At 35.3% G+C, this 21924-nt stretch carries 14 protein-coding genes; 7 read left to right on the forward strand and 7 right to left on the reverse strand.

Going from position 1 to position 21924, the window contains the following annotated elements:
* Positions 1 to 532: 532 nt before the first annotated feature.
* The 4 genes from ACYSNV_RS04190 (at position 533) to ACYSNV_RS04205 (ending at position 7266) form a co-directional block, all read left to right on the forward strand.
* Positions 533 to 3298, forward strand: coding sequence for a bifunctional aconitate hydratase 2/2-methylisocitrate dehydratase (locus tag ACYSNV_RS04190; protein ID WP_461761310.1), 2766 nt, complete (start codon positions 533 to 535; stop codon positions 3296 to 3298).
* Positions 3299 to 3622: 324 nt separating this feature from the next.
* Complete coding sequence (locus ACYSNV_RS04195; protein ID WP_461761311.1) at positions 3623 to 5890, forward strand: aconitate hydratase; 2268 nt, start codon at positions 3623 to 3625, stop codon at positions 5888 to 5890.
* A gap of 421 nt (positions 5891 to 6311) precedes the next feature.
* The gene (locus ACYSNV_RS04200; RefSeq protein WP_461761312.1) at positions 6312 to 6539 is read left to right on the forward strand and encodes a Fic/DOC family N-terminal domain-containing protein; all 228 of its coding nucleotides are present in this window, start codon (positions 6312 to 6314) and stop codon (positions 6537 to 6539) included.
* 142 nt (positions 6540 to 6681) lie between these two features.
* Positions 6682 to 7266, forward strand: coding sequence for a TlpA family protein disulfide reductase (locus ACYSNV_RS04205; RefSeq protein WP_461761313.1), 585 nt, complete (start codon positions 6682 to 6684; stop codon positions 7264 to 7266).
* A gap of 378 nt (positions 7267 to 7644) precedes the next feature.
* On the opposite strand, the gene ACYSNV_RS04210 is transcribed toward ACYSNV_RS04205, so the two are convergent.
* Both ACYSNV_RS04210 and ACYSNV_RS04215 read right to left on the reverse strand, forming a co-directional pair.
* Entirely contained in the window at positions 7645 to 9093 is a 1449-nt protein-coding gene (locus ACYSNV_RS04210; protein ID WP_461761314.1) for a glyceraldehyde-3-phosphate dehydrogenase, read from the reverse strand.
* A 112-nt stretch (positions 9094 to 9205) separates the two neighbouring features.
* Entirely contained in the window at positions 9206 to 10609 is a 1404-nt protein-coding gene (locus ACYSNV_RS04215; RefSeq protein ID WP_461761315.1) for a trypsin-like peptidase domain-containing protein, read from the reverse strand.
* Between the two features lie 137 nt (positions 10610 to 10746).
* Here ACYSNV_RS04215 and dapF point away from each other — a divergent pair, with 137 nt between their 5' ends.
* From dapF to mltG, 3 genes are read left to right on the forward strand one after another with little or no spacing between them, the layout of a single operon-like run.
* Positions 10747 to 11532: a diaminopimelate epimerase gene (gene dapF / locus ACYSNV_RS04220; protein ID WP_461761316.1), complete on the forward strand. Its 786-nt coding sequence runs from the start codon at positions 10747 to 10749 to the stop codon at positions 11530 to 11532.
* 3 nt (positions 11533 to 11535) lie between these two features.
* Positions 11536 to 12057 carry a GNAT family N-acetyltransferase gene (locus ACYSNV_RS04225; protein WP_461761317.1) on the forward strand — a complete coding sequence of 174 codons (522 nt, stop codon included), beginning with the start codon at positions 11536 to 11538 and terminating at the stop codon, positions 12055 to 12057.
* Between the two features lie 8 nt (positions 12058 to 12065).
* A complete protein-coding gene (mltG, locus tag ACYSNV_RS04230; RefSeq protein WP_461761318.1) occupies positions 12066 to 13103 on the forward strand; it encodes an endolytic transglycosylase MltG in 1038 nt (345 codons plus the stop codon).
* Between the two features lie 686 nt (positions 13104 to 13789).
* Here mltG and ACYSNV_RS04235 read toward each other — a convergent pair.
* From ACYSNV_RS04235 to ypfJ, 5 genes are all read right to left on the reverse strand, one after another.
* Complete coding sequence (locus ACYSNV_RS04235) at positions 13790 to 15256, reverse strand: TolC family protein (protein ID WP_461761319.1); 1467 nt, start codon at positions 15254 to 15256, stop codon at positions 13790 to 13792.
* Between the two features lie 10 nt (positions 15257 to 15266).
* Entirely contained in the window at positions 15267 to 18428 is a 3162-nt protein-coding gene (locus ACYSNV_RS04240; protein ID WP_461761320.1) for an efflux RND transporter permease subunit, read from the reverse strand.
* 66 nt (positions 18429 to 18494) lie between these two features.
* On the reverse strand, positions 18495 to 19652 hold the full coding sequence (locus tag ACYSNV_RS04245; RefSeq protein ID WP_461761321.1) for an efflux RND transporter periplasmic adaptor subunit: 1158 nt from the start codon (positions 19650 to 19652) through the stop codon (positions 18495 to 18497).
* A gap of 375 nt (positions 19653 to 20027) precedes the next feature.
* Positions 20028 to 20879, reverse strand: coding sequence for a hypothetical protein (locus ACYSNV_RS04250; RefSeq protein ID WP_461761322.1), 852 nt, complete (start codon positions 20877 to 20879; stop codon positions 20028 to 20030).
* Positions 20880 to 20921: 42 nt separating this feature from the next.
* Positions 20922 to 21785: a KPN_02809 family neutral zinc metallopeptidase gene (gene ypfJ, locus ACYSNV_RS04255; protein ID WP_461761323.1), complete on the reverse strand. Its 864-nt coding sequence runs from the start codon at positions 21783 to 21785 to the stop codon at positions 20922 to 20924.
* Between the last annotated feature and the right edge of the window lie 139 nt (positions 21786 to 21924).

Below are 21924 nucleotides of genomic sequence, written 5' to 3' on the forward strand. Positions count from 1 at the left end.
CTAAAAATTGCAATCTGATATATTAATACTTAAAAATTAAATAATTTATAATAAATGTGATTAATATATTAAAACTATTAAATTAAAATCATCATAATAGAATGTTTATAAATAATAATTCTCTGATTTATAGGATTACTTAAAAACTTTTGAATATGAATTAGTTTGATTAAATTTGCGCGACAAATAAGCCAGGAGTAGAGATAAGTCTCAAATTTAAATTATTGCCTGTATGGACATAGCCTTGAAAAAAACTACCTAAAAATAAATTAGTGTTGGTTATTTGACAATTATTTATTCAAGTAAGTGGTTTTTAAAAAAGGTCTTTTTTTACTTAGCTTTTAAAACGTGTTTAGTCTTAAAAGCAAAGTAATAAACTAAGCAGTATTTCAAAGGACAATAATTCAATTTTAGAAGATTTATTATTCCCAACACAATAGAACGAGTTATAATTTTTACCAGCTGATTTTTATTTAATTAGAATCATTACTTTTTTTATAGGTCAGCTTTTAATATTCAAAAGGAAATTATTATGAGCCTTTATAAGGATTACATTAACGAAATCGAAGAAAGAAAAGGTCAAGGGCTTAATCCAAAGCCTATTGATGGTGCTGAATTATTAAGTGAAATAATTGCACAAATAAAAGATTTAAACCACCCAGCGCGTCAGGAGTCTTTAAACTTGTTTATCTACAATGTTTTACCTGGTACCACAAGTGCTGCATCGGTAAAAGCGGAGTTTTTAAAAGAAATCATTTTAGGACAAGTTGTAGTTAGTGAAATTACACCTGAGTATGGTTTTGAATTACTTTCTCATATGAAAGGAGGTCCGTCTATTAAAGTACTTTTGGACCTTGCTTTATCGCAAGATTTGCAAATAGCACAAGGAGCGGCCGATGTTTTAAAAACGCAAGTTTTCTTATACGATGCGGATACCCAAAGATTGCAAGATGCCTATTTACAAGGAAATCCGATTGCTAAAGAAATTTTACAAAGCTACGCCAATGCAGAGTTCTTTACTAAATTACCAGAGGTAGCTCAGGAGATTAAAGTAGTTACTTTTATTGCTGGTGAAGGAGATATCTCTACCGATTTACTTTCTCCAGGTAATCAAGCACACTCGCGCTCTGACCGTGAATTACATGGCCAGTGTATGATTAACCCTGAGGCTCAAAAGCAAATCAAAGAACTTCAAGCTCAGCACCCAGATGCAAGCGTGATGTTAATTGCGGAAAAAGGTACAATGGGAGTTGGATCCTCTAGAATGTCTGGAGTAAACAACGTAGCCCTTTGGACAGGTAAGCAAGCAAGCCCTTATGTTCCTTTTGTGAATATTGCTCCTATTGTTGGAGGAACAAACGGAATCTCTCCAATATTTTTAACTACAGTAGATGTTACTGGAGGAATTGGATTAGATCTTAAAAACTGGGTTAAAAAGACAGATCAAAACGGTGAGGTTGTTTTAAATGATAAAAATGAGCCAGTTTTAGAACAAGCCTATTCGGTAGAAACAGGAACTATTCTTACTATTAACACCAAAACAAAAAAATTATACAACGGGGATAAAGAGTTAATTGATATTTCAAAAGCTCTAACACCTCAAAAAATGGAGTTTATTAAAGCCGGAGGATCCTATGCTATTGTGTTTGGAAAAAAACTTCAAACATTTGCAGCTCAGGTATTAGGAATTACTGCTCCTACGGTTTATGCGCCATCTAAAGAAATCTCAATTGAAGGACAAGGACTTACAGCGGTTGAGAAAATTTTCAATAAAAATGCAGTAGGAGTAACTCCTGGAAAAACTCTACATGCTGGTTCTGATGTTCGTGTTCAGGTTAATATTGTGGGATCGCAAGATACAACAGGATTAATGACTGCTCAAGAGTTAGAGGCTATGGCCGCTACGGTTATCTCACCAGTTGTAGATGGGGCTTACCAATCGGGATGTCACACTGCTTCGGTTTGGGATAAAAAAGCACAGGCTAATATTCCAAAGTTAATGAAATTCATGAATGACTTTGGATTAATTACCGCTCGTGACCCTAAGGGAGTTTATCATTCAATGACCGATGTGATTCACAAGGTATTAAATGATATTACTATCGATGAGTGGGCTATTATTATAGGTGGAGACTCACACACTAGAATGTCTAAAGGAGTTGCCTTTGGAGCTGACTCGGGAACAGTTGCTTTAGCATTGGCAACAGGAGAGGCATCTATGCCAATTCCTGAATCTGTAAAAGTTACCTTTAAAGGTAATATGAAGGCTCATATGGATTTCCGTGATGTTGTTCATGCTACGCAAAGTCAAATGTTACAACAATTCTCTGGAGAGAATGTTTTCCAAGGAAGAATCATTGAAGTGCATATTGGAACTTTATTGGCCGATCAAGCCTTTACTTTTACAGACTGGACAGCCGAGATGAAAGCTAAGGCTTCTATTTGTATCTCTCAAGACGATACCCTAATAGAATCTTTAAATATTGCTAAAGGTCGTATCCAGATCATGATTGATAAAGGAATGGATAATGAAAAGCAAGTACTACAAGGTTTAATTGATAAAGCAAATAAACGTATCGCTGAGATACAATCAGGAGAAAAACCTGCGTTGACTCCAGATCAAAATGCTAAGTATTATGCAGAGGTTGTAATTGATTTAGATATTATTGATCAACCAATGATTGCCGATCCGGATGTAAATAATCAAGATGTTTCTAAACGTTACACGCACGATACAATTAGAGAGCTTTCTTATTACCAAGGAGAAAAGAAAGTTGATTTAGGTTTTGTTGGATCTTGTATGGTTCACAAAGATGACTTAAAGATTGTTTCTCAAATGCTTAAGAATTTAGAGAAACAAAACGGTACGGTTAGTTTCAATGCACCTTTAGTTGTTGCTGCGCCAACTTACAATATCATTGATGAGTTAAAAGCAGAAGGTGATTGGGAATTCTTACAAAAATACTCTGGATTTGAGTTTAACGACTTATTACCAAAAACCACTACTCGTACGGAATATGAAAATGTAATGTATTTGGAGCGTCCTGGTTGTAACCTTTGTATGGGTAACCAAGAAAAGGCAGCAAAAGGAGATACGGTTTTAGCTACATCTACTCGTTTATTCCAAGGACGTGTTGTGGAGGATTCTGAGCGTAAAAAAGGAGAGTCTTTATTGGCCTCTACACCAGTGGTTGTTTTATCGGCAATCTTAGGAAGAATGCCAACAATCCAAGAGTATAAAGATGCTGTTCAAGGAATTAACTTGACAAAATTCACTCCTATCTCGACAACTAAGTAATTTTTGAGTAAAACAAAAAACTACTTTTAAATAAATTATAAAAGGCCACCTGTAAACAAAGGTGGCCTTTTGTTTTTTTAACAAGGGTGGTCTTAGAGTGTATTTTTGAATATTAGTTATTTTTCGAGGTGCTTTTTTTATAAAAAAACAGCAAAGCTATATGGGTTTTAAATTAGTTGCAATAAGGGCTAAAAACTTTTTATTTACAGTTAATTAAACTAATTCTAAATAGGTTTATTTAGGCCATTTTTCTATGGTTCATGGGGGATGTGGGCGAAATATTTAGTAACTTGTAGTCATTCTAAAACATTAAAAATTAAGACTATGGCTTTTGATATTGAAATGATTAAAGAAGTGTATGCTAAGATGCCAGAGCGTGTGAAAAAAGCGCGTGAGCTAGTTGGTCGTCCACTGACTTTATCAGAAAAGATTTTGTATACTCACCTTTGGGAAGGAGATCCGGTTACTGCTTATAAAAGAGGAGTAGATTATGTGGATTTTGCTCCAGATCGCGTAGCTTGTCAAGATGCGACAGCCCAAATGGCATTGCTTCAGTTTATGCATGCTGGTAAGGATAAAGTAGCTGTGCCTACCACGGTGCACTGTGACCACCTTATTCAAGCTAAAGTTGGGGCGGCAACTGATTTAAAAGTAGCACAAACTCAATCCTCGGAAGTATTTAACTTCTTATCTTCGGTTTCTAATAAGTATGGAATTGGTTTTTGGAAGCCTGGAGCTGGTATTATTCACCAAATTGTTTTAGAAAACTATGCGTTCCCAGGTGGTCTTATGATCGGTACGGATTCTCATACGGTTAATGCTGGAGGTTTAGGGATGCTTGCCATTGGAGTTGGTGGAGCCGATGCGGTGGATGTAATGTCAGGTATGGCCTGGGAATTGAAATTCCCCAAATTAATTGGAGTTAAATTAACCGGTAAGTTAAACGGTTGGACTGCTCCTAAGGATGTTATTTTACGTGTAGCCGATATTTTAACAGTTAAGGGGGGAACCGGTGCAATTGTTGAATATTTCGGAGAGGGGGCTTTGTCGATGAGTTGTACAGGTAAAGGTACTATTTGTAATATGGGAGCCGAGATTGGAGCTACAACCTCTACCTTTGGTTATGATGACTCAATGAGACGCTACCTTAGCGCTACAGGACGTCAAGATGTTGTGGATGCTGCAGATCAAGTTGCAGAACACTTAACAGGAGATCCACAAGTGTATGCAGAGCCAGAGAAATATTTTGACCAATTAATAGAAATTAATTTATCCGAGTTAGAACCTTATATAAATGGACCATTTACCCCAGATAGAGGTACACCGGTTTCTAAAATGAAACAAGAGGCTGTGGCCAATGGTTGGCCATTAAAAGTTGAATGGGGATTAATTGGATCTTGTACCAACTCTTCTTATGAGGATATGAGTCGAGCTGCTTCAATTGTAGAACAAGCCGTTAAACACGGAATTACTCCTAAAGCAGAGTTTGGAATTAACCCGGGTTCCGAGCAAATTCGATATACTATTGAAAGAGATGGTATTATTGAGACTTTTGAAAAGATGGGAACCAAGGTGTTCACCAACGCTTGTGGTCCATGTATTGGTCAGTGGGATCGTGCAGGAGCGGATAAGGAGCAAAAAAACACCATTGTTCACTCATTTAACCGTAACTTCTCTAAACGTGCCGATGGTAATCCAAATACCCATGCTTTTGTAACCTCTCCAGAGATGGTAGCAGCTTTGGCAATTGCTGGTGATTTGAGCTTTAATCCAATTACAGATACTTTATTAAATGATAAAGGAGAGCAAATTAAATTACAGGCTCCTAAAGGTGATGAATTACCAACTAAAGGATTCGATGTGGAGGATCCAGGTTATCAGGCTCCGGCTATCGATGGGGCTAATGTAGTGGTGGAGGTAGCACAAGACTCTTCTCGTTTACAACTACTAGAACCGTTTGCTGCGTGGGATGGCCAAAACATTCAAGGTGCAAAATTATTAATCAAAGCCTTTGGTAAGTGTACAACGGACCATATCTCCATGGCAGGTCCATGGTTGCGTTACCGTGGGCATTTAGATAATATTTCTGATAATATGTTAATTGGAGCTGAGAATGCTTTTAACCACAAGACTAACTTTGTGAAAAACCAATTAACAGGACAATATGGTAGTGTGCCAGCAACCCAAAGAGAATATAAAGCAGCAGGTATACCTACTATTGTTGTAGGAGACCAAAACTATGGGGAGGGATCCTCTCGCGAGCATGCTGCTATGGAGCCTCGTCATTTGGGAGTAAGGGCTGTACTTGTAAAGTCATTTGCTCGTATTCACGAGACCAACCTTAAAAAGCAAGGTATGCTCGCTTTGACTTTTGCCAATGAAGCAGATTATGATAAAATTCAAGAGGACGATACAATTAACTTCTTGGATTTAACTGATTTCGCTGCTGGTAAACCATTGACTTTAGAGTTTATCCACAAGGATGGTTCAAAGGACATTATTGTTGCTAACCATTCTTATAACGAAAGTCAAATACAGTGGTTTAAAGCAGGTTCAGCATTAAACTTGATTGCCTCTAGTAACAAGAAGTAATTAAAAAAGAGAACAGATATACGTTAAATTAAGTATCGGGTGATTGAGTAAGATTTATTTTTACCATGTTTTGAAATAACGATACATCATTAATAGTATAAAATAATACCAAAAATAGTAGTAGACCTTAGTTTACTACTATTTTTTTATAACCTATAATTTTTTTGAGTTTTGTATTGGATATTTACCAAAGCGGGAAGATCTAATTACAAACATAGAAATGGTGGTTATTATAAATAGCTACTCCTTGTTTTATGTAATCAAAGTGTTTTGTTTTCAGTTTTTACTTGTTTTATGTAATCAAATATAGGTTATTGTGTTTTTGGCTTAGATTTGTGTATAAATATGAGTTTATGGATTAGAACTTAGATAAAACAGTAGATTACCACTATGGTAGTTTTCTACCAGAAAGTAGGGATTATTGTTTTTTATACAAGAGTTAGTACAAGCTATTGGTGCGTTGGTAGGTTTTTATCAAAGGCTTAAAAATTTACATAACACTGAAATTTTATTAGCTCTTTTACCAATTCAAGAAGCTGTAATATCTGCAAGAATGGAAGCTACAATAAGTACTATGGATGAAACATTTGAGTATGAAACAGACCATGAAACAAAACAGGTAACTACTGCAAAGCCTGATGTTATTTAAACTATTATGTATTGCAAAATGGACAGAGTGCTTTAGAAAGTCTTTTTTTTGTTTTTTTTTAAACAACTATCACCTTTTATTGTTAAATAGCCCCAGAACTAAGGGTTTAATCACTATATTTAGCCAGATAAGAAGTTTGAAAATGAAAAACAAGAAAAAAACCAAATCCCTAATAACTAATCTACTATTTTTAGTTGGATTTTTACTTATTGCATTCACGCCACTAGGTACATCTATTAAGGTATGGGTTAATACACTTGTTGCAATGAGTCCTTCTTTGGAGGATAAAGAAGATCAAGAGAAAGTGCAGTATAATAATTGGATTTTAATCGATGAAAATGGGCAGCAGCTTGATTTCTCAACGTTAAATTCTAAAGTTGTTATTATTAATTTTTGGGCCACTTGGTGCCCACCATGTTTGGCTGAAAAGCCTAGTTTCCAAGAACTTTATAACGATTACGCAGATAAAGTAGAATTTTTATTTGTAACGGATCAAAGTCCTGAGGAAGTTCAGAAATTTAAGCAGAAAAACAATTACTCGTTACCAATTTACTACGCGCAGAATCCTGCACCGGCCGTGTTATATTCCAAGACTATTCCAGCCTCTTATGTAATTGATAAAAAGGGTAATATTGTGGTTAAGAAATTTAGAGCTGCAGATTGGAATAGCGCAAAATTCCGTGTGATTTTAGATGATCTTTTACAAGGACCGATAAACAGCCGATAATTCTTTAGGATTTTACACCATTACAGTGTGTACTATTGGCTTTAAGTGAATTAGATATTTTGTATTTATTTACTTATTTAACAACAATATAAAACAACCAAAGCAAAGGACTCGCAAGTCAAGGTTTATAGCCTTTATTATATCTATGAGTTTTGGTAACTGGAAAACCACCTAAGTACCTATAACAAAGAAAATGTTCATTTAAAATCATAGAGCCTTACAATCTTAGTTAAGCCCATAGCCTTGTAGTATTTGGCCTTGATTAAAAGTCTACAAAAAGTAAAGTAGACTTAACGCAATACCGTAGCACGCAATATTACAACATAAAAAAAGCCTTGGAGGATATCCAAGGCTTTTCTGTTTATATATTTTTGTCTACTAATAGTAAGTAAAACGTCTAACTTGAGAGATGTATTTAGCCAGACGGATAACTTGGTGGCTATAACCATACTCATTATCATACCAAACGTATAGAACAACGCTTTTTCCATCTGCAGAAACAATAGTAGCTTTACTATCAAAAATCGATGGTGCAGAAGTACCTACGATATCCGAAGAAACAAGTTCATTGTTGATAGAGAATTTAATTTGTTCTACTAACTCTCCTTGTAATGCAGCTTTTCTCATTACCTCATTTAACTGCTCAATAGAAGTTTGTTCTTTGATATCTAAGTTTAATACCACTAAAGATCCATTTGGAACTGGTACACGAATAGCATTAGAAGTTAATTTCCCAGCTAATTCAGGTAATGCTTTAGCCACTGCGCTTCCAGCACCTGTTTCTGTGATAACCATGTTTAATGCTGCAGCTCTACCACGACGGTATTTCTTATGCATATTATCTACTAAGTTTTGGTCATTAGTATAAGCATGGATTGTTTCTAAGTGTCCTTTAACTACACCAAAATTATCTTCCATTACTTTTAAAATAGGTGTAATTGCGTTTGTAGTACATGAAGCAGCTGACCAAATATTTACATTTTCTGGATCATATTGGTTGTGGTTAACTCCGTGAACAATATTTGGAACTCCTTTACCTGGAGCTGTAAGAAGTACCTTAGCAGCACCTTTTGAACTTAGGTGACGAGCTAAATCTTCTTCTGTTTTGAAAACTCCTGTATTATCAATAACTAAAGCGTTTTCAATATCATATTGTGTATAATCGATATCCTCTGGTTGATTAGCAGAAATCATATGAACGGTATGTCCGTTGATGATTAAAGCTTTATTTTCAGGATCAGCAATAACTGAACCTTCAAAGTCACCGTGTACCGAATCGTATTTTAATAAAGAAGCGCGTTTCTCTAGTAAAGTAGCGTCACCTTTATCACGAGTTACAATTGCACGTAAGCGCATTTGCTGCCCTTTTCCGATTTTGTTCATTAACTCACGAGCCAATAAACGTCCGATACGTCCAAAACCGTATAATACTACATCTTTTGGTACAATTTCCTCAGTGTTCTTTGCATCTTTTAATTTACTTACAACAAAAGCTAAAGCACTATCGTGTTTGTTGTCCTCTAATTGATATTCGTAAGTTAATTTACCGATATCAATTCTTGAAGGTGGTAAGTCTGCTTGTTGAATAGCTTTAGCAATTTCAACTGAATCAAAGATGTTAATTGGTTTAGCTACGAATTTAGCGGCATACTCATGAAGGTTGATAATATCACTAACACTACGGTCAATTAATTGATTACGGAACATTAGTAATTCGATAGATTTATCATACCACAAATCACTAGCGATTTTGATAAATTCTACACATGCCTTTCTACGGTCTGCTTGAAAAGCTAATTCCTTTTCGTATAAACTTGAATTTTTCATGGATTAGATTGTGTTGTATAAATTATTGCAAAAGTCCATATTTTAAATGAATAAATCAAGACTAAAAAACATTTTACTTTTTTTTAAAGAACTCATTTTATTTTGTGCTTATTTATAGTAATAAGCTAATATATTGACCATTAGGGGTCATTATCTTTAATTTAATCTTTTCAAGGTCGGTTATTTGATTAAACAATTTTGTTGCTTTTTCTATCGAATCTATCTGCTTGTCGTTTATCGAGATTAAGATGCCACCTAATAAATCTTGTTTATAAGCCAAATATTTACTGTTTTGCACTTGGGTAATTATCAGTCCGTTTGGTATGTTTAGTTGTTGTTTTTGCTGGTCAGTTAAAGTTGCAAATTCAAAACCATGGAAGTTTACCCTTTGATTTAATTCTCCGATTAACTCTAAAGAAACTTGTTTTTGCGTGTCGCCACTTGTGATGGTTAACTCCACTAAATCACCCGGATTTTTTTGATTTAAAATTGTTTTTAGATCAATAAAAGTGGCGATTTTTTTTCCATTAATTTTTGTAATTATATCTCCAGGTTTTAGGCCCGCTTTGTGTGCGTTTGATTCCGGGTAAATACTAGAGATGTAAAAACCTTGGGAGATAGATAAGTTTAATTCCTTGGCCAGATGCTGGTTTAATTCACCCCCATTTACCCCAATGGCAGCTTTTTTCACATTCCCGAATTGCATTAAATCTTGTATGATTTTCTTTGTCAAATTCGAAGGAACAGCAAATCCGTATCCTACATAGGATCCTGTGTTAGAGGAAATCATGGTGTTTATCCCTATAAGCTCTCCTTTGTTGTTTACCAATGCACCTCCGCTGTTTCCAGGATTAATTACCGCATCGGTTTGTATAAAAGATTGGATTCCTGTTTTTGATAAATTACGTGCCTTAGCCGAGATAATTCCAGCTGTTACTGTAGAGGTTAAATTAAAAGGGTTACCAACGGCTAAAACCCACTGGGCAAGCTCTATTTTATCCGAGTCACCAAATATTAAATAAGGAAGGTTTTGTGTGGCATTTATTTTTAAAAGAGCTATATCACTTTGTGGATCGGTGCCTATAACCGTGGCAGAGTAAACCTGGTTGTCGTTTAAAGTAACCTCTAACTCAGAGGCTTTAGCAATCACATGATTATTAGTCACAATGTATCCATCGGGAGATATGATAACCCCTGATCCCATACCAATTTGCGCTTGTGGTTTGGAATAATTTTGTCCATAGAAAAACTCAAGTAATGCATTGGATCTATTTTGAAGGTAACTAACGTTTTTAACATGCACCACCGCATCTACGGTACTTTGTGCTATGGTTGTAAAGTCACTTGCGGTTTGTATATCACCCACACGGGCATCGATGGTCTGGAAATTGCCAGGGTCTAAGGTTTTTTCTTGTGGGGTATTTAAAATCGAATCTTCTATAAAATATTTATAACCTACAAGAGTAATTGCTCCACTTAATAAGGATACCAATAATAATGAGAAAAATCTATTCATAAAAAAAATAATTAGAATTGCCTTTTTAAGTAAAATTATCAAAGTATTTAATATAGTTATAATCTTTAACTAGCTTTAACATTGCGGATTTGTGCTGCAATATTTGTAAATTTGTTGGAAAATAAGCTAAAAATTACATGTTAGAGTTTTATAAGTATCAAGCCACAGGCAATGACTTTGTGATGATTGATAATACCAATGGTGAATTTGATAAACAAAATTCTTCTTTTATTGAGCAACTATGTGACCGCCGCTTTGGAATAGGAGCCGATGGTTTAATATGTCTTGAAAAGGATTTAGATCACAATAGTGATTTTAAGATGGTTTATTTTAACGCCGATGGAAAGCAAAGCAGTATGTGTGGAAATGGAGCAAGAGCAACTGTTGCCTTTGCTAAAGATCTAGGAATTATTAAAGATTCTTGCGTTTTTTGGGCCTATGATGGAAAGCATTCGGCTTATATTGATCAGCAAGGAATTCATTTAAAAATGGGAGATGTAGATTTTATTGATATCCAGAAAAAAAGCTGTTTTCTAGACACGGGTTCTCCTCATCATGTTGAAATGGTTAGGGACCTGTCTCATTATAATGTATATTCAAAAGGGCAAAGTATTCGAAATAACGCAATATATAAACCAAAAGGGGGAACCAATGTTAACTTTGTAGAACAAGAGGGACCAAACCTTTTTTATATCCGTACTTATGAAAGAGGAGTAGAGGACGAGACTCTTTCATGTGGAACAGGTGCCACGGCGGTAGCTCTTTGCATGTTCGCTTTAAAAAAAGCCGACACCTCTCCCATACACATAGGGGTTTTAGGGGGCGATTTAAAAGTTAGTTTTGCCTATGAAAATCAAAAGTTTACTAATATCTACCTAACAGGAGATGCTGTTTTTGTTTTCAAGGGATATTATAATAAGTAATTTATGTTTTTACAAGCACAGAGTATTTTCTTACGGGCCTTAGAGCCCGAAGATTTGGAATTTATCTACCAAATAGAAAACAATATTAACCTATGGGAATTTAGTAATACACAGAGCCCTTATAGCCGTTTTTTAATAAAGCAATATTTACAAAACGCCCATATGGATATCTATGAGGCCAAACAATTAAGACTTGTTATTTGTGATAAAACTACCAGTAAAACTATTGGATTAATAGATTTGTTTGATTTTGATCCAACCAACAATAGAGCCGGGGTTGGAATTATAATTCAGCACGATAGCCAGCGCGGATTAGGTATTGGCCGACAAGCTTTAAAATTGGTTATGGATTACGCTAAAGAACATTTATATTTGCACCAATTATATGCCAATATCACCACAGATAATCAGCCAAGTATTGGCTTGTTTACCAAAGCAGGCTTTGAGCTTGTTGGGGTAAAAAAACAATGGACTAGAGTGGGGGATACATATAAAGATGAAGCCATATATCAATTAATATTTTAAAAATTCACATGAAAATTAAAAACATTGTAGTTCTAATTTCTGTTTTAGGTGTTTTTGTCTTTTTAGGCTATTTATACCTTTGGTACCAAAAAGCATTCTCTGCAAATCTTCACCAATGGGATGAGAGTCAGTACATCTATATTAGCGAATCGGACAACTTCAATACCGTATTACAAACCATTTCTCCTTATCTGCATGATGTAGAAGGTTTTAAAGATATTGCCGAACAAAGACAGTATCCATATAATGTTTCTACGGGAAGATTTAGATTAAAGAATGGCATGAACAGTTATGATATTGTGGAGGCATTGCGTGTGAATATTCCTCTTCGTTTAACTTTTAATAACCAGGAAAGGATTGAGAACCTAGCCGCTCGAATAGCTTCTCAAGTGCAGGCTGATAGCCTAGAGATTTTGGAGGCTTTTTACAATCCAAAGTTTTTACAAGACAATGGGTTTACCAAAGAAAATGTACTAGCTGGATTCCTGCCAGATACCTACGAGGTATATTGGAATACCAATGCCATTAAATTACGTAATAAATTGCATGGAGATTATTTAAGATATTGGAATAAAGAAAGAAGAGCCAAGGCGGACTCATTGGGATTAACTCCAGTTCAGGTTGCTGTTTTAGCCTCTATTGTACAAAAAGAAACCGTAAAGGTGGATGAAAGACCAAAGGTAGCCGGAGCGTATTTAAACCGCCTGAAAATTGGGATGCCATTACAAGCGGACCCTACTTTAGTTTATAGCTATAAACTTGAGAATAACCAGTGGGATACTAAGATTTTTCGAGTATACAATAAACACAAAGAAATAGAATCACCTTATAATACCTATTTAAATCCAGGATTACCTCCGGGACCAATTGTGATGCCGGATAAAAGTTCTTTAGAGGCAGTTTTAAATCCTGAAAAACACGATTATATCTATTTCTGTGCAAGTGTTGATCGTTTAGGCTATCATGAGTTTGCTAGTACTTTGGCCCAGCATAATGCCAATAGTTTAAAATACCACCGCTATTTAAATAGCCAAGGAATACGATAAAGAATTTAAAAAAACACTTTTCTATCTGTTATAAGGGATAACTATTGTTGTATTGGTTTGTTAGTTATAGTGTGTGTTTTGTAAAACAGCCACCTTTAAGAAAATACAGTACCAAAATAAAATAATTAGAATCAATTGGGTTTTACGTATATTATAAAATAAAATAGTTCAAAAAAAGTAATATAGAAAGGGATTCACTTTGTGAATCCCTTTTTTTTTGCGCTTTTTTCTAGGTGAAACGGACCATCTTATCAAAAAATAAGAGAGTCTATTTATAGAAATAAGTAAAATATACTAGTTTTTTTGGGAGGGGTAGAATCTAATGCCTTTTTGGGGTTTTATGGTAAAATAGATAGCTAATAATTATTAAAACAAGTAACTAAGAAAATGTTTTTTGTCATTTACCATTACAATTAAAAAGTAAAAGGGGAGTGTATTATAAAGCTTACGCGGGTTTTTTTTAAAGAGTAATTAATTGGTATGAAATTTAAATTATAGATCAAAAAAATAGTGAATAATAAAAAAAAAATAGGATCTATAATAAAAAAAACAAGGCTGTCCGTAGTTTTGGACAGCCCCTTTTTCTTTGGAATTGTTTTGTTGGTGAGATTGGCTATTTTGTAATGTAATAATAAAGAATTCTATGGATAAAATCAAAAAAAAAATATCCAAAATCTTTATTAGTACTAGTCCCAACCACCACCTAGTGATTTATATAACTCTACTCTTGATAAGAGTCTTTTTTGTCTAAATTCATTTAAACGCAATTCACTATCAAGCATGTTTTTTTGTGCGTTAATAACTTCAATATAAGTTGCATACCCACTGTTGAAAAGTAAGTTAGATTGCTTAACTCCTAATCTAGATGTGGTAACTTGTTCTTGTGCAATTTCGATTTGCTGTTCAACTGTTTGTAGGTTTGTTAGAGCATCGGTTACCTCAGTAATTGCTGTATATACTTGCTTTTGAAGGGCAATCTCTGCATTATCTCTTTCTACTTTTGCTATTTGAAAAGCTGTTTTTAAACGCTTTTTAGCAAATATTGGACCTGCAAGATCTGCGGCTAAACTTCCAAAAAGAGCTCCTGGAATATTAAACCAGTTTTTGCCCAACATACTATTTACTCCACCACCAACATCAATAGATAAAGATGGATATTGGCTTGCTTGGGCAACACCTACAGCTGCATTTTTAGCCTGTAGATTTAACTCCTGACTTTGAACATCAGGTCGTCTACTTACCATATATAAAGGAACACCAGTGGTAAGGGTTTCATTTACCCTTACATTGGATAGTTTGGTATTTCTTTGAATTTCATTTGGTAATCGTCCGGTTAATAAACTCAAAGCATTTTCCTGAATTGCGATGTCTTGTTTTAATTTAGGAATAAGGGCTTTTGCAACTAACATTTGGTTTCTTGTTTGTTGAATAGCCAAAGAGGTAATTTGTCCAGCATCTCTTTGAAGCTCCACAATTCGCAGTGTGTTTTTAGTTAAATCATAGTTACTTTGAGCAACTTCCATTTGTGCATCTAAAAGCAGCAGGTTGTAATATCCTCTTGCAATATCGCTAATCAAAGCGGTTTGAACTGCTTTTCTAGCTTCATTGGTCTTTAAATATTCGGCTAAAGCTTGTGCACTTTTACTTTTAATTTTCCCCCAAATATCTAATTCCCAACTAACCGATACACCCGTTTTATGAGACGAGGAGTTTACATACATATTAGTTGGAACTTCCTTGTCTTGGTAGAACTTAGAAGAGTGTGTTTGGTAACCATCTGAGGATCTGTATTCATAACCTATGCTTCCAAGGGTAGCTCCAACACTTGGTAACCATTCTAGTTTGGCTTGACTAGCTGTAAGGTGAGCCATCTGTAAATTATTAATTGCCATTTGGTAGTCGAAGTTGTAACTAAGACCTTGTTCAATTAAGCTAATTAATTGCTCTTCCTCGAAAAATGCTTTCCAATGTACATCGGCAATCCCTACAGAGTCTAATGCCATATTTAAGCTATCTTGACCTCTGTAGTGATCAGGGATATCTAAAACAGGTTTTTTATAGTTACTTTGTGGGGCACAACTAGCCATAAACAGGGCTGTGCTGGCCAAAAAACCATATAAAACTTTTGTTGAGGTTGAATTATTTGATTTCATATAGTTTGGTTTAGTCATTGGTAAATTTTGATTTTAATTTCTCATCCCAGCTTTGGAAAATGTAGTATAACACAGGAATAAAGAAAATACCTGCCGCAACTCCAAATATCATTCCTCCTGCCGCGCTAAAACTTATCGAGTGATTACCTTGAGCCGATGGACCAACGGTAAACATTAATGGAACAAGTCCAGCTACAAAGGCAAAGGATGTCATTAAAATAGGTCTTAAACGCATTTTAGCTCCTTGAACGGCTGAGTCAAAAATAGACAAGCCATTTTTCCTTTGTTGTAAGGCAAACTCTACAATTAAAATCGCGTTTTTAGCCAACAGACCAATTAACATGATTAATCCCACTTGAACGTAGATATTGTTTTGTAGTCCAGCTAAGTTAATAAATACGGCAACTCCCAATAATCCTGTTGGTACACTTAATAAAATGGCCACTGGTAAAAGATAACTCTCATATTGGGCACATAATAAGAAATATACAAAGATGATACTAAGGGCAAATATAATTGCAGCTTGGCTTCCTGAGTCTTTTTCCTCCAAGGACATCCCTGTGAATTCATAGCCATAATTACCTGGCATTTTCGAGGTAACCTCTTCAATGGCCTTCATGGCATCCCCGGTACTATATCCCGGAGCAGGGTTTGTTTTAATAGAGATCGAATTATAAAGGTTATAACGAGTTACCGTCTCTGGACCTAAAACACGTTTTAGTTTAATAACCGTATTGGCCGGTAACATTTCTCCGTTGTTATTTCTAACAAAGATCGAATTAAATGACTCTGGATTCTCACGATAGTTTATATCGGCTTGCATGTAAACGCGATAAGTACGACCAAAACGAGTAAAGTCTCCTGCTTTAATACGTCCGTAGTAATTTTTAACGGTTGTCATTAAATCCTTAACACTAACCCCTAAGCTTTTAGCCTTAACATAGTCTATTTCCAAAAGATATTGCGGGAAATTAGCTTTAAATGAGGTAAAGGCATTACTTATCTCGGGTCTTTGGTTAAGCTCCTGGATTACTTCTTGTGCAACGTCGCTGAACTCATCAAATCCACCTCCCATACGATCTTGTAATACAAACTCAATACCTCCGAAATCTCCGAATCCTGATATGGTTGGTCTTGGGAACACGTTAAAGCTAGCTTCGTTGATTACCGATAAATCATCTTGAATATCTTGGATAATTCCGTCAATGTCTTTGATTTGTCCTCTTTCCTTATGTGGTTTTAGATTAATATACCCCACGGCAAAAGACGGGCTAGCATTACCATCAATTGTATTGTAACCTGAGATGGCAGTCATTCCTTGAATATCTTCTCTTTTGTTTAATATACTATCGGCTTTTGCCAATACTACCTTTGTACGAGCCAGAGAAGCTCCAGCAGGCATGGCCAAGGAATAGGTTATAAAGCTATCGTCCTCTCTTGGAATAAAAGAAGAAGGAGTTCTAACTAATAACACCCCACCTAATCCAATAATTAATGCTAATGCTGCAATGGCTACTTTTTTATTGGTAATTAACTTTTTGATACTTTTTACATAAGTATTTGTAAAGCTGTCAAAAGCGGTATTAAAAGCAAAGAAAAACTTGGCTAAAGTTCGTTTTACTGGACCTTGTTTTTTTGCATTTATTTGATCTGGTTGATTATCATGTCCTGGTGCTTGTTTTAAAAACAAAGCACAAAGAGCCGGAGATAAAGTAAGGGCGTTTACCGCCGATATTAAAATGGCAAATGCCAAGGTGTAAGCGAACTGTTTATAGAAAATACCCGCAGGTCCTTGCATGAACCCAACTGGTAAAAACACAGCGGACATTACTAAAGTAATAGAAATAATTGCTCTTGTAATCTCGTTCATTGTTACAATACTGGCCTCTTTGGCCTTCATGCCTGTTTCATGCATTTTCTCATGTATGGCCTCCACCACCACAATGGCATCATCCACCACAATACCAATGGATAAAACAAGGGCGAACATGGTTAAAACATTAATCGAGAATCCCATTAAATAAATAAAGAACAGGGTTCCAATTAATGAAATAGGAATAGCAATTACCGGAATAATGGTAGATCTAAAATCTTGTAGGAATATGTACACGATTATAAAAACCAATATAAAGGCTTCAAATAAAGTACTTTTAACTTGATTTATAGACTCGTCAATTTGGTTTTTTACCGAGTAGGAAATTTCATATTTAACCCCCACAGGGAAACTAGCGGAAAGTTTTTCCAACACCTTTCTTACCTCGATATCAATATCCCTGGCGTTACTACCAGCGGTTTGTGTAATATTCATAGTTAGTCCTGGATAACCGTTTACACTGTTATCACTTCCCACATTGGAGGCTCCAAATTCTACTCTGGCCACATCTTTTAGCATTAAAACCGATCCATCTTTATTGGTTTTAATTACAATGTCTTCGTATTCCTCTGGAAGACTAAATCTTCCTTTGTGTTTTAAAGCTGTTTCAAAAGCCTCATCCGAGGTTTCTCCAAAGTTACCAGGGGCAATCTCAAAGTTTTGATCTTTGATCGCCGCAATAATATCTTGGGGTACTAGGTTGTAAAGGGCTAATTTCTCTGGATTTAACCAAGTTCGCATCGAGTAATCTCTAGCTCCTACACGACTCACCGAAGCCACACCAGGTACCCTTAAGAGTTCCCTGTTGATGTTAATTTGGGTGAAGGCCTGTAAGAAAGTCTCATCATAGATTTGCTCGGGGTGATCCGAGTAAAAGTTGATGGTCATAATGTTACCACTTTGACGAGGGGTAACCGATACTCCATTCTCATTAACCTCACTGGGTAAATCCGCAGAGGCTTTACTAACTCGGTTAGATACATTTACAGCGGCTTGGTCTGGATCGGTACCTGCTTTAAAAAATACGGTAATATTACCTGCTCCACTATTACTTGCCTTTGAGGTAATATAAGTCATGTTATCTACTCCGTTTATAGATTCCTCAATAGGTAGTAACACACTCTTGGCTACCGTCTCGGCATTTGCTCCAGGGTAGGAGGTAGATACCAGTACACTTGGAGGCGCGATTTCAGGGAAACGCGTTATAGGCAGTAGGGTTAAGCCCACTAGTCCTAATAACACGAACATGATCGATATTACGGTGGCTAAAATGGGGCGGTTTATTATTGCTTTTAACATAAAAATCTTTTTTTGTAAGGCTAATGGTATAAAAAATCTTAACTAGAATTATTCTAAGTCTGAGATTTAATTACTTGATTTAACGTACATTCCTTCGGTAATTTTGTCAAAACCAGTTTTAATTACTTGGTCTCCAACTTGTAGACCTTGTGTAACAATGTAGTTTTTTCCAGAAACACCGTCAATTTCGATGGATTGTAGTTTTACTTTTTCTTGATCATCAATAATATACACAAAGGTCTTGTCTTGAATCGAGGTAGTAACCTCTTGTGGTATTAAGATAACTCTTGGTTTAGTTTCTTTTAATTTGATGGTTCCTGTATTACCCGAGCGCATAATGTCTTTTGAGTTTGGAAAAGAAGCACGAATGGAAATAGAACCTGTGTTACGATTCACTTGTCCGTTGATCATATCCACTTTTCCTTTTTCTCCATATTCATGGCCATCGGCAAGAATTAAAGTTACATCTCTTTGAAAAGTTCCACCAGAACCAGGAGATGTAGTATCGGTATTTGAATTTTGATTTTCTTTACTAAAGTATAGGAAATCCGATTCACTCATTCCAAAATATACATATACCTCACTTACATCTGAGAGTACTGTAAGGGGTTCTTTATCACTTTTAGAAACTAGGTTTCCGATTCGTTTGGGTATTCTACCAATGTACCCACTCACCGGTGCTTTAATAATGGTATAATCTAAGTTAATTTGTGCACTTGCCACAGCAGCTGTTGCTTTGGCCAAAGAAGCCCTTGCAATTTCGTAGTTACTCTTGGCTGTTTCTAATTGTACTTGCGCAATTACCTCATTGTCAATTAAAGGCTTAAGTCTTTCGATCTCCAAAGCCGCGTTTTTCAATTTGGCTTTTTCCACATTTTCTGTGGCAATCATGTTGTTTAAAACCTCTTGATAGGGTTGTTTGTTAATTTGAAACAAAGCTTGTCCTTCTTGAACAAAAGATCCTTCATCCACAAAGATTTGCTCTAGGATTCCTTCCACTTGGGGACGTATCTCCACGTTAACTTTACCTTCAATATTACCTATATAATCTTTAATTGTAACAGCGGTTGCTGTGTCAACTACAATAGTTGGAAGTGCTAATGCATTTTCTTTTGGATCTAGATCGTTTTTGGTTCCTATATTACAGCTATTTATAGTAAAAAGTGTACCAATCAAAATTAATGCAGATAGTCCAAATAGGACTGTTTTTTTATTTGTTATCATTGGTGTTAAATAATTTTTTAGTTTAAGGTGAACTATTTTATAATCTTCTGTGGATTAATTAAACAATAGGTATGCCACAAATTAAATACTAAAAAACAAGAATTATGTTTATATATTATTTAATGCGTTGAATTTTAGTTGCTTAACATATAAATATAAGAATATTTTTAGAATAGTTTATATGTTTTTTTACATTGTTTTAGCATAAATTAGTAACAGTCTTTAAGTTAAACTCCCCAATTTGAGATATAATGTAATCTATTGTTGTGGTTTTTTTTTACTAAAAACGGTGTTACTTAATACTTTAGCTAATTATAAAAGGTAAAAATCACGTTATAAAAGGTATATAACGTGATTTGATATAAGTGAAATTAGTTAATTATCTTGGTTGTGATCTTGGTTTTCCACTTGATCTTGGTGTTGTTGTGTTACATTGGGATCACTTATTCCAACGCCTATGGCTTGCTTATATAAGCTATAGAAAACAGAGAACAGAAAAGGCACTGTTAAAAACACACCAAGGATTAAGAAAAATGGTCCAAGTCCAGAACTAACGAGCATTAAAATTAGCATAATCAGTAAACTGTAGGTACACAACATTACCAAAATAATGGTAAGGGGTTGTTTATTAACTACCAATACACTGTTTTTAATGGCCTGAAAACTCCCCAAATCCCCAAATATAATTAAGGGAACAACAAAGACTAAAAGGATATTAATAAACCAATTAATTCCTAGTGCAACTACATTTAATCCCAATAATTGCAAAGCAAAGCTTATACTAGAGAAAACAATACTGATACAGAATTGAGCAATAAATACTTTTAAACCTTGTTTTTTGATAAAGTAGGACAGTCCAGTGAACATGGTTAATCGTTCTTGGGTGTCTACATGGTTGTTCATTTTTATAAGCCCAGCTGTAAAAATCGAGGCAATAGCCGTTAGGCAAGATCCAATTAAAAGATAAAGTCCTGTTTGGTAGGGTGTGAAATTATACGGATCAATATCTAAAAGCATTTGTTCGATGGCCTGTGGGTCATCTCCTATAAATTTTATTAATAAAAAGCTGCTTAAAAAAGAAACACAAAAACCAATTAGCATCAAGGCTGAGGCCACGCTAAGGAAGGTTTTTTTATAATATGCAAATGCACTTTGCATAATAGTGGTGAAATCAAGATCAAGTCCTTGTTGATTAATCTGGTTTAATTTATTTTGTATGTTACTCATAGTTGGGCTTTAGCTAATTTAGGTGTGGTAAGAGCAGTTGCTTTACCTTAATAATTCTTCAAAGGTATTACCTTGTTTTATATCTTTGGTTTGATAACCTTTTAAAAACCATTGTTTTCGTTGTTCACTGGTTCCATGTGTGAAGGTCTCTGGATTTATTTGGTTGGTATATCTTTTTTGAATCGTATCGTCTCCCACAGCCTTAGCAGCGCTTAATGCGATATCTATGTCTTGTGGTTCTAAGTATTTTTGAACATATGCGCTCCAAACCCCTGCATAAAAGTCGGCTTGTAGCTCTTGGGCTACCGATAGTTCATTGGCAATTTTTTTACTGGAATTCTCTTGTATTTGAGCTACTTTTTGATTGGTTCCCAATAAATTCTGTACATGGTGTCCCACCTCATGGGCGATTACATAAGCAATGGCCATATTTCCTTTTTTAGCTCCGTAGGTGGTGTGTAATTCTTCAAAGAAGGATAAATCCATATAAACGGTCTGGTCAGAAGGACAATAAAACGGGCCTATATCTTTTAAGGCCAGTCCACATTTGGTTTGTACTTGATTCTCGAAGATTTCCATATTTGGTTCTTGGTAGACTATCCCATTGTCTTTAAAGATTTGATGCCATACATCTTCGGTGTCAGCAAACATAACGGCGATCATTTTACCCATTTGAATCTCGGATTGACTTAATTCACGAGTCTGTGATCCTTGTGTGGTTATAGTGCTTTGGGTGGCTACTTGTTCAATAACCGGAGCGATTTGTTTACCGGTATCCCCGCCAAAAAGATATAATAATGTGGCTATGATTCCCAATAGCGCACCCCCTAGAGCGGTTTTACCTGCTGAGGATTTTCCACGAGAGTCTTTTACGTTTTTACTTTCTCTACGTCCTTCCCATTTCATAGTTAAAAAATTTTACACAAAAGTAATAAAAATAGCCCGGATTCCTCGCTTTACTACTTGCTTGGGAAAATAGGAATTTAACCAATACCATGTTGTTTTTTTTAAGGATTTGTTTATCAATTGTTTATTTATTTTAAAA

Source organism: Myroides sp. LJL119 (genome assembly GCF_054871605.1).